General features: G+C 70.3%; 9 protein-coding genes. 3 read left to right on the top strand and 6 right to left on the bottom strand.

What is annotated here, in order from left to right:
• Both ACJ73U_RS23960 and ACJ73U_RS23955 read right to left on the bottom strand, forming a co-directional pair.
• Window positions 1-505: aldehyde dehydrogenase family protein (locus ACJ73U_RS23960; protein WP_407779935.1), on the bottom strand; the 505-nt coding region annotated here is incomplete at its 3' end.
• A gap of 53 nt (window positions 506-558) precedes the next feature.
• A complete protein-coding gene (locus ACJ73U_RS23955) occupies window positions 559-1,215 on the bottom strand; it encodes a TetR/AcrR family transcriptional regulator (RefSeq protein WP_407779934.1) in 657 nt (218 codons plus the stop codon).
• A gap of 79 nt (window positions 1,216-1,294) precedes the next feature.
• Between ACJ73U_RS23955 and ACJ73U_RS23950 the strand changes: the two genes are divergently transcribed.
• On the top strand, window positions 1,295-2,305 hold the full coding sequence (locus tag ACJ73U_RS23950) for a medium chain dehydrogenase/reductase family protein (RefSeq protein ID WP_407779933.1): 1,011 nt from the start codon (window positions 1,295-1,297) through the stop codon (window positions 2,303-2,305).
• On the opposite strand, the gene ACJ73U_RS23945 is transcribed toward ACJ73U_RS23950, so the two are convergent.
• Together ACJ73U_RS23945 and ACJ73U_RS23940 are read right to left on the bottom strand one after the other, a co-directional pair.
• Window positions 2,291-2,800, bottom strand: coding sequence for an Rv3235 family protein (locus ACJ73U_RS23945; RefSeq protein WP_407779932.1), 510 nt, complete (start codon window positions 2,798-2,800; stop codon window positions 2,291-2,293). The genes ACJ73U_RS23950 and ACJ73U_RS23945 overlap by 15 nt on opposite strands.
• 59 nt (window positions 2,801-2,859) lie before the next feature.
• Window positions 2,860-3,606 carry a TrmH family RNA methyltransferase gene (locus ACJ73U_RS23940; protein ID WP_407779931.1) on the bottom strand — a complete coding sequence of 249 codons (747 nt, stop codon included), beginning with the start codon at window positions 3,604-3,606 and terminating at the stop codon, window positions 2,860-2,862.
• Between the two features lie 79 nt (window positions 3,607-3,685).
• Between ACJ73U_RS23940 and ACJ73U_RS23935 the strand changes: the two genes are divergently transcribed.
• On the top strand, window positions 3,686-4,192 hold the full coding sequence (locus ACJ73U_RS23935; protein WP_407779930.1) for a DUF6912 family protein: 507 nt from the start codon (window positions 3,686-3,688) through the stop codon (window positions 4,190-4,192).
• Between the two features lie 261 nt (window positions 4,193-4,453).
• Here ACJ73U_RS23935 and secA read toward each other — a convergent pair whose 3' ends face one another.
• Together secA and hpf are read right to left on the bottom strand one after the other, a co-directional pair.
• Window positions 4,454-7,363 (bottom strand): preprotein translocase subunit SecA, encoded by a 2,910-nt coding sequence (secA, locus tag ACJ73U_RS23930; RefSeq protein ID WP_407779929.1) that lies wholly within the window; start codon window positions 7,361-7,363, stop codon window positions 4,454-4,456.
• 202 nt (window positions 7,364-7,565) lie between these two features.
• Window positions 7,566-8,231 carry a ribosome hibernation-promoting factor, HPF/YfiA family gene (hpf, locus tag ACJ73U_RS23925; RefSeq protein WP_407779928.1) on the bottom strand — a complete coding sequence of 222 codons (666 nt, stop codon included), beginning with the start codon at window positions 8,229-8,231 and terminating at the stop codon, window positions 7,566-7,568.
• 528 nt (window positions 8,232-8,759) lie between these two features.
• Here hpf and ACJ73U_RS23920 point away from each other — a divergent pair.
• A complete protein-coding gene (locus tag ACJ73U_RS23920; RefSeq protein ID WP_407779927.1) occupies window positions 8,760-9,377 on the top strand; it encodes a ComF family protein in 618 nt (205 codons plus the stop codon).
• Window positions 9,378-9,649: the final 272 nt, after the last annotated feature.

Raw genomic sequence — 9,649 nt, 5'->3', positions numbered from 1 at the left:
CGGGGCTGGAGTCGGGCTGCTCGGCGAGGATGCGCCGCGCATAGCCGACGTTGAAGCGCCAGAAGTCGATGAGCTCGCACGCGGCGTCGATCTCGGCCTGCTGCACGGACTTCGACTGGCCGAGGACGGTCGCGGCGTTGAGCGTGTCGCGCCAGGGTCCGGCCAGCAGGTCGGCGGCGCGGAGCAGGACGGCGGCGCGCTCGTCGAAGGGCAGTTCCCGCCAGGCGGGGGCGGCCTGCTTGGCCGCGGCGACGGCGTCGGCGACGTCCTTGGCGGTGGCCTGCGCGGAGACGCCGAGCACGTGCTGGTGGTCGTGCGGCTGGACCACGTCGATCGACTCGCCGCCGGCCATCCGCTGCTCGCCCGCGATGGTCATGGTGAGCTCGTGGCGCTCACCCTCCAGCTCGGCGATCCTGCGCCGCAGCGACTCGCGTTCGGCACTGCCCGGCTGGTAAGCGCGGACAGGTTCGTTACCCGGGGTGGGCACGGACGAAATGGCGTCCATGTGGTGGCTCGCCTCCTGCTTTCTGGAACGGCTTGTGGCTTACCCCCATCCTGTCACGACGGAGTGGTCCACCAGGCCACCAGCGCCTCCACCTCGGCGTCGAAGAGCAGCGCCGGGTCCACCTCCGTGGCCGCGAGCTGGCCGGTGACCTCCAGGCTGAGGTGCCCGTGCAGGCGCGACCACACGATCAGCCCCCAGTGCAGCTGCCGGGCCGTGCGGCCGTCGTACCCCATGCGCGCGCCCCACGCGCGCACCTGCTCCGCCAGCGCGCCTTCCGCCGGTGGGCCGGTGTCCTCCCCCGCGGCGGACAGCAGCGCGGCCATGCTGCGGCTGGCGGCGTCGAGGGTGTGCGGCGGCGCCTCGTAGCCGGGCACGGGCGTCCCGAACAGCAGCAGGTAGCGGTGGGGCGCGGCGAGTGCCCACTCCCGCATGGCGCGTGCGCCGGCCCACAGCCGCTCCGGCTCGGCCGGCACGCTCGCGATGGCGACCTCGAGGGTGTCGGCAAGGTCGTGGTAGCCGTCGGAGATCAGCTCGGTCAGCAGGGCGTCCCGGTTGGCGAAGTACCGGTACAGGGCGGGCCCGGTGACGCCCATGCGCTTGCCGATCGCGTTCACCGAGATGCCCGCGACGCCGTGCTCCGCGAGCTGCTCCAGCGCGATGCGCTTGACCTCCTGACGGGTCTGCTCCCGGTATCGCTGCCGTCGGTCCATGTGCGCTCCCTCCGCCTTGACAAGTCCTACCCTAACACCTTCTAATTGAAGTTAGAGGCTCTAACATCAGGAGGTTGCGATGGAGATCGTGCTGACGGGCCGGGGCGGTCCGGAGAAGTTGCACGTGGCGGACACCGACTCGGCCGCGCCGGGCAAGGGCCAGGTGCGCGTCCGGGTGATCGCGAGCGGCGTGAGCTTCGCGGAGGTGCAGATGCTGGGCCACCGCTACCCGAGGCAGCCCCGGTACCCGTTCGTGCCGGGCTACGACCTGGTCGGGGAGGTGACCTCGGTCGGGCCGGACGTGTCCGGGGTGGCCCTGGGCGACCGGGTCGCGGCGCAGGTCGGGACGGGTGCGTGGCGCACCCACGTGGTGGTCCGGGCCGACCACGTCGTGCCGGTGCCCGAGGGGCTGGACGCCGGTGTGGCGGTGGCGGCGACCACGAACGGCGTGACCGCGTGGCAGATGGTGCACGAGGTGGTGCGGGTACGTGCCGGGCAGACGGTGCTGGTGCAGGGCGCGTCCGGCGGGGTCGGCACGCTGCTGGTGCAGCTGGCGGTGGCGGCGGGCGCGCGGGTACTCGGCACCGCGTCGGCGGCCAAGCACGAGGCGGTCCGGGCGCTGGGCGGCGAACCCATCGACTACCGGCAGGACGTGGCGGCGGCCGTGCGCGCGCTGGCGCCCGGCGGGGTGGACGCGGTGTTCGACCACCTGGGTGGCGAGAGCCTGGGTCAGTCGTACGAGCTGCTGGCCGACGGCGGTGTGCTGGTGAACTACGGCTCGGCGTCGACCCTGCGGGAGAACAACCACTGGGCCGTGCCGTACCTGCGGACCATCCGCCGGTTCGCGGGCTTCCGGCTCGGCAGGCTGCTGGGTCGGGGGCGCGGCCGGCGGACTCGGTTCTACTACGTGAAGGCCGGTCCGTCGTTCAACCGGGCGCTCGCGGAGGTGTACGCGCTGGTCCTGGCCGGGAAGCTGAACCCGCCGATCGAGACGCGGCTGCCGCTGGCCGACGCGGCGGAGGGGCTGCGGCTGCTCATGGCCGGCAAGGTGACGGGCAAGATCGTGCTGGAGGCGTCACAGAAGTCGTAGGACCGTGCACACCCACTGGTCGACGTCGCGCTCGAACCGCGCCGCGGCGGCGAGCACGCGACGGCGGCCTCGCGGTGAGCGGTGGTCGACCACCACGGCCACCTCGACCGCGTTGGGCGTCGGGGAGCAGGGGTGGATGCTCCGCAGGGTGTGCTGCCCGCCGGGGCCGGTGCTGCGCAGGCGGGTCAGGACGCCTTCGAAGGCGTCGCCGGGCAGCAGTGACCGCAACTGCCCGACCGGGCGACGGCCGTCCAGGACCTCGAACACGTGGCGCAACACCCGGACCAGCGCCGCCGGCGGGACCTGCGGTCGGCCGGGTGGTTGCGGTGGCGGGGCCAGCCTGAGCTGGGGGCCGCTGACCGGACGCAGGCTGGACCAGCGTCTGAGCGGCACGCCGGGGTCGGGCTCGTCGGGTTCGTAGTCGGGGAGCGCGCGGAGCCGGACGTCGCGGTCGTCGCGGTCGTACTCGTCCTCCGGTAGGGCGGGAAGCGTCATGCCCTACAGAGCGAGTCGACCGTCCTGAGTGGACAAAGATCACTCGTTCGAGCAGCTGGTCACCTGGCGCGACGGACCAGCTCGAAGCAGAGGACGGCCGCCGCGCTGGCCACGTTGAGCGACTCGACGTCGCCGGCCATCGGGATGGCGACGAGCCCGGTGACGTGCCGGCGCACCTCGTCGCTGACGCCGGCGGTCTCGCCGCCGAGGACGTAGGCGGCCCGTTCCGGCAGCTCGGCGTCGAAGAGCGACCGGCGGGCGGCGCCGTCCAGGGCGTACAGGGGGTAACCGGCGTCGCGGAGCGCGCGGCAGGCTTCCTCGGCGGTGTAGCAGCGGAGGATCGGCGCGTGGAAGGCGACGCCGGCGGAGGCCTTGACGACCAACGGGTCGATGCTGGCGACCCCGCGCCGCGGCACGACGATCCCCTCGATGCCGGCGGCGGTGGCGGTGCGGAGGATCATGCCGACGTTGGCGGAGGTGGTGATGCCGTCGAGCACGAGGACGCGGGCGGGGCGTTGCGCGAGTGCGTCCTCGAGCCGCCGCATCCGCGGCGCGACGACGTCGGCGAGCACGCCCTGGTCCTGCTTCCCGTTGCCGGCCAGCACTTTCACCCGGTGCGCGCTGGCCCGCTCGACCCGCACGCTCCGCGACTTGGCCGCGTCGAGGATCTCCCTGGCGGCCGGCCCGCGGGCGTTGTCGGCGAGGATGACCTTGTCCACGTCCAGCCGCCGGTCCGCGAGTGCCTCCAGCACGGGCTTGCGCCCGAACACGGTCACGAACCGGTCCTTCGGTGATTGGCCGTCCACGGACGAGAGCATGGCACGTCGGCGGGGCGGCGAGTGTGCCAGGATCTAGGCTGCCTGCCGCAGAGGGAACGGGAGCACGGTGAGGGTTTACATACCGGCCACGGTGTTGATGCTGAGGACGCTCAACGCCGCCGGCGAGCTGTCCGCGGTGAACGACACGGCGTTCGCACTGACCCCGATGCTGCGCGAGTCCTATGCCTCGGGTACGTCGGAGGAGCTGGAGTACGCCGCCATGCTGGAGGCGGCGCGCGCGTCGCTCCGGCTGCTGCAGGCGGAGCTGGAGGAGGACCCCGAGCTGGTCCTACCCCGCCGGGCGGTGGTGTCCGCCGACGTCGACGGCGCGACGCTGCGCCCGGACCTGGACTACGCGGTGGTCAAGCTGGCCGGTCCGGTGCAGCTGAAGCAGGTGGCGGCCATCCACCTGGACACCTCGGACGCGGAGGACGCCGTCCGCGCCGCCGCGGCCGTGGTCGATGCCGCCGACCTGGGCGACAACGACGCGGAGTTCACCCTCGGCGAGGCCGAGGACCACGAACTGGCCTGGTACGCCACGGAAGAACTCCCGTTCCTCCTCGAACTCCTCTGAACCGGCACCGCTACGTCACGGAACACACCCCGTGGTTCACTGGCTGATCCGCTCAGCCACTGAGGCACCACACCGCTGAGGACCGGGCCACGCGCCCCCCTCGTGGGAGTGGCCCAGCCACTTGGCCACTTTGCTCCCTCTTCCAGCGCTTCCTCGCGCCATCGTTCATGCCGCTTGCCGGAACGAGAGATCCGCCGAACGCAAGGCGCCTCCACCACCAGGCGGGTGGTGGAGGCGCCTTGGAAGAACTACCGGCGGGAACTACCGGCGCGGGCCCTTCTTGCCCTTCTTCTGGGCGTCGCGGGCCGCGGCGCGGCGCTCTCGGCGGGTGCCGCCAGCGCCACCGGCACCATCGGCACCGCTGCCGTTCTGACCGTTCTGGCCGTTGTTGTTGCTCCGCGACTCGACGCCGCCGCCCTCGGCGGGGCCGCTGTAGGTGAGGCGCTGCTGTCCCTGCGGCGGGGCACCGAGCCCCTTGCCACGCAGGGCCGGCGGGATCTTCTCCTCCATCGCCGCTGCCTGGGCGCGCTGCGCTTCCTGCGCGGCCTGGGCCGCCTGCGCCGCGCGCTGGGCACGCACGACGCGGTCGGCGGCCGACGGGAGTGCTGCCGCGTCCGACGGTGCCGGCTCCGGCTGCTCGACGCGGAAGTTGAACAGGATGCCGACGCACTCCTCCTTCAGCGCGTCCAGCATCGTGGCGAACATGTCGAAGCCCTCGCGCTGGTACTCGATCAGCGGGTCGCGCTGCGCCATGGCCCGCAGGCCGATGCCCTGCTTGAGGTAGTCCATCTCGTACAGGTGCTCGCGCCACTTGCGGTCGAGCACCTGCAGCATGACCTGGCGCTCCAGCTGCCGCATGGCACCCTCGCCGGCCTGCCCGTCGATCTCGACCTCGCGCTCGTGGTACGCGCGCTTGGCGTCCTCGACGATGGCCTCCTCCAGGTACTCCCCGGTGAGGTCCTTGCCCTCCGCCTCCATCGAGTCGGCCAGGTCGTCCCACTTCAGCGAGATCGGGTACAGCGACTTCAGCGCCGTCCACAGCTTCTCGTGGTCCCAGTCCTCCGCGTAGCCGCCCTCGGTCTCCGCGCGCACGTAGGCGGTCACCACGTCCACGACCATGTTCTCGACCTGGTCGCGCAGGTTCTCGCCCTTGAGCACCCGCTGGCGCTCGGCGTAGATGACCTTGCGCTGGCGGTTCATGACCTCGTCGTACTTCAGAACGTCCTTGCGGATCTCGAAGTTCTGCTGCTCGACCTGGGTCTGGGCGCTCTTGATCGCGCGGGTGACCATCTTCGCCTCGATCGGCTGGTCGTCCGGCACCCGCATCGTGACCATCACGCGCTCGACGAACGCCGCGTTGAACCGCCGCATCAGCTCGTCGTTCAGCGACAGGTAGAACCGCGACTCGCCGGGGTCGCCCTGACGGCCGGACCGGCCGCGCAGCTGGTTGTCGATGCGCCGCGACTCGTGCCGCTCGGTGCCCAGCACGTAGAGGCCGCCGGCCTCGCGCACCTCCTCGGCCTCCGCGCGGACGTCCTCCCCGGCCTTCTCCAGCTCGGCCGGCAGCGCGGCGATCCACTCCTCCGGCGTCTCCACCGGGTCGAGGCCGCGTTCCCGCAGCCGCTGCTCCGCCACGTGGTCCGGGTTGCCGCCGCGCACGATGGCGGTACCACGACCGGCCATGTTCGTCGCGACCGTGACCGCGCCCGTGTGGCCGGCCTCGGCGACGATCGCCGACTCCTTCTCGTGGTGCTTCGCGTTCAGCACGTTGTGCGGGATGCGCCGCTTGACCAGCAGCTTCGACAGGTACTCCGACCGCTCCACCGAGGTCGTGCCGATGAGCACCGGCTGACCCTTCTCGTACCGCTCGGCGATGTCGTCGGCGACCGCCTCGAACTTCGCCTCCTCGGTCTTGTAGATGAGGTCGGAGCGGTCGAGGCGGACCATCGGCCGGTTCGTCGGGATCGGCACGACGCCCAGCTTGTAGGTGTTCTGGAACTCCGCGGCCTCGGTCTCGGCCGTACCGGTCATACCGGACAGCTTGCTGTAGAGGCGGAAGTAGTTCTGGAGGGTGATCGTGGCGAGCGTCTGGTTCTCGGCCTTGATCTCCACCTTCTCCTTGGCCTCGATGGCCTGGTGCATGCCCTCGTTGTAGCGGCGGCCGGCGAGGATGCGGCCGGTGAACTCGTCGACGATCAGGACCTCGCCGTTGCGGACGATGTAGTCCTTGTCGCGCTTGAACAGCTCCTTGGCCTTCAGCGCGTTGTTCAGGTACCCGACCAGCGGGGTGTTGGCCGCCTCGTACAGGTTCTCGATGCCGAGCTGGTCCTCGATGAACTCCACGCCCTGTTCGCTGACGCCGACCGTCCGCTTGCGCTCGTCGACCTCGTAGTGGACGTCCTTCTTCATCATCGGCGCCATGCGCGCGAACTCGGTGTACCAGCGCGACGAGTTGTCGGCCGGCCCGGAGATGATCAGCGGCGTGCGCGCCTCGTCGATGAGGATCGAGTCCACCTCGTCGACGATGGCGAAGTTGTGGCCGCGCTGGACCATGTCGTCCAGGGTCCACGCCATGTTGTCGCGCAGGTAGTCGAAGCCGAACTCGTTGTTCGTGCCGTAGGTGACGTCGGCGCGGTAGGCGACGCGGCGCTGCTGCGGCGTCATCTCCGACAGGATCGCGCCGACCGTGAGGCCGAGGAACCGGTGGATGCGGCCCATCCACTCGGCGTCGCGCTTGGCCAGGTAGTCGTTGACCGTGACCACGTGCACGCCGTTGCCCGAGATCGCGTTCAGGTAGGAGGGCAGGACCGCGGTCAGCGTCTTGCCCTCACCGGTGCGCATCTCGGCGACCTTGCCCAGGTGGAGCGCGGCGCCACCCATGAGCTGCACGTCGAAGTGCCGCTGGCCCAGCACGCGCTTGGCGGCTTCCCTGGCCACGGCGAACGCCTCCGGCAGCAGGTCACCGAGGGCGTCCTCGTCGGTCTCGCCCTCGGGCAGGTCCGGGTCGCGGGTCTTCTCGTAGCGCCTGCGGAACTCCTCGGTCTTGGCGCGCAGCTCCGCGTCGGTCAGGTCGACGACCGAGTCCTCCAGCTCGTTGACCTCCTCGACGATCCGCTTCAGATGCTTGAGCGTCTTGCCCTCGCCCGCTCGGAGTATCCGGGACAGCACCATCAGGTCAACCTCGCTAGCTGGATCGTCGTCGTCGCGCGTTTGTGTTCGGTGAGGCGACTCACCGTGCACCCCCCATCGTAGGCGGTCCCGGATGGTCGGTGCCCACGCCTTGACCGGACCTGTGGACAACTTGGGCACGCGAAAGCTCCCGAGCTGGCGAAACCCGGGAGCTTTTCGCGTTTGAGTGGGCGGACGGGTGGTGTCAGACCAGCCGGATTACGCCGTAGTCGAATCCCCTTCTGCGGTAAACGACGCTGGGACGTCCGCACTCCGCGTCATGGAAGAGGTAGAAGTCGTGTCCGACCAGCTCCATCTGGTAGAGGGCCTGGTCGACGGTCATCGGGCTCGACGAGTGTTCCTTCTCCCGGACGATCCGGCCGGGGAGGTTGTCGTCCTCGGCGCTCTCCCAGCGCTGTGCCGGCACCTCGGGAAGGCCGATCGGCTGCTCGGTTCGCGCGGGCAGCACCGCGGTCTGCGCACGTCCGTTGCTCGCGGACGGCGTGTGAAGCTGTGTGGCAGCGGGGGCGGTCGCCTCCGCGACCGAGGTCTGGCTTCTGCGCCCGTAGTGGACGCGGCGACGGTCGTGCAGACGCCGGAGACGGTTCTCCAGCTTGGTGACGGCGGCGTCGAGCGCGGCGTAGAAGTCGCCGGCGCAGGCCTCCGCGCGCACGGCCGGTCCCCTGCCCTTGCCGGTGATCTCGACGCGCTGGCAGTTCTTCGACTGCCTGCGGTTCGGCTCGTGGAACAGCTCGACGTCGAACCGGATCACCTTGCGGTCGTAGCGTTCGAGCCTGGTCAGCTTTTCCTCGACGTGCACTCGGTAGTGATCGGGCACCTCGACGTTGCGGCCTTTAACGACGATGTCCATACACAACCTCCCTCGCCAGCAGCGAGATAGTGGGCGAACAACAGCGCCGGTCTCTGGCTTCGTGGACTGCCAGAACTGAGTGCGGGAGGGGGTTCCTCACCTCAGTACTTCCGGCGCCAGGGGCATGGCTACTCGCCTCCTCCCTGGGAAAACGGGAAAGCTGATGCCGAGACGTTATCTCGGGTTGTGCCTGTACAAAAGCCCCCTCGGCGGGCGAACTTGCCGTTAACACCAGGGTTACGGAGTGCAACGCGGCTCGCGCACCGGCACACGCGTCCGGCCGCGGGCGACGTGTGTCGCGACCCGCGGGTCCCACCAGGCACTGCAGCCCTCTCACGTGATCGGGTCGGCCTTCCTGCCATGTATTCCCAACGATCTTCAGGTGATCCGAGTTCCCCGTCCAAGTTCACCCGGTCGGGGGTATGAACCACTTCCCACTGCCTGAAACACACTGTCCGTGCTCGCCGCCGGGATCCGCCGCGCTCGCGGCTGCCGACGCCTGTCGGTGAACCGGTGCACAATGCGACCATGCGTTCGATACTCGACCTCCTCGTCCCGAACTACTGCGCCGGCTGCGACCTCCCGGGGACCAGCTGGTGCGCCGACTGCGCCGGCTCGGTCCGCGTCTTTCCGGTGGCCCGCCCAGGACTGTCCGGTGCGTACGCGCTGACCGGGTACCGCGGGCCGGCACGCAGAGCCTTGTTGGCGTACAAGGAAAGGGGCCGCCACGAACTGTCCACGGTGCTCGGCGGAGCGTTGGCGACGGCACTGCCCACGATCCGAGCCGGACCGTTCGCGCTGGTTCCGGCACCGTCCCGACCGTCGGCCGCCCGCGCACGCTACGGGCAGCACATGACGGCGGTGGCCCGCGCCTGCGCGACGGCACTGCGTAAGGCGGGACACCAGGCGACGGTGGCGCCGGTGCTGCGCCTGTCCGGGCGTGCCCGGGACTCGGTGGGCCTGGACCCCGAGGAGCGGGTGATGAACCTACGGGGACGGCTGCGGTGCACCGGCCGACCCCCGACAACGGCGATCGTCCTGGACGACGTGATCACCACGGGCGCGACGGCCGCCGCCTGCGTGGCGGCGTTGACCGACGCAGGCACGAAGAAGACGACGGTCCTGGCCTTCACGGCCACAACCTGACCCAGTGGGCAGCGACGATCTGACCAGAAAGAAATCCGGATTGGTCAATACCTGACACCATGCTCGGCCGCGGGCCTCGGACGCCACCTTCAGACGCGACGTTCGGTCGCTGAACGCGGCCGTTGGAACGCGGTCGCTGCGTCCTCGGCGCGGCGTTCGGTCGCCGAAGGCTGCCGTTGGAACGCGGCCGCCGAACGCGGCCGACGGAACGCCGTCGCCGAAGGCGGTCGGTCGAGAACTGTTTGGAAGATCGTAGTGTTTGTAATTAGTGT

Source organism: Actinophytocola sp. (genome assembly GCF_045807065.1).
Taxonomy (GTDB): domain Bacteria; phylum Actinomycetota; class Actinomycetes; order Mycobacteriales; family Pseudonocardiaceae; genus Actinophytocola.
This window is presented reverse-complemented; position numbering and strand designations above follow the sequence as displayed.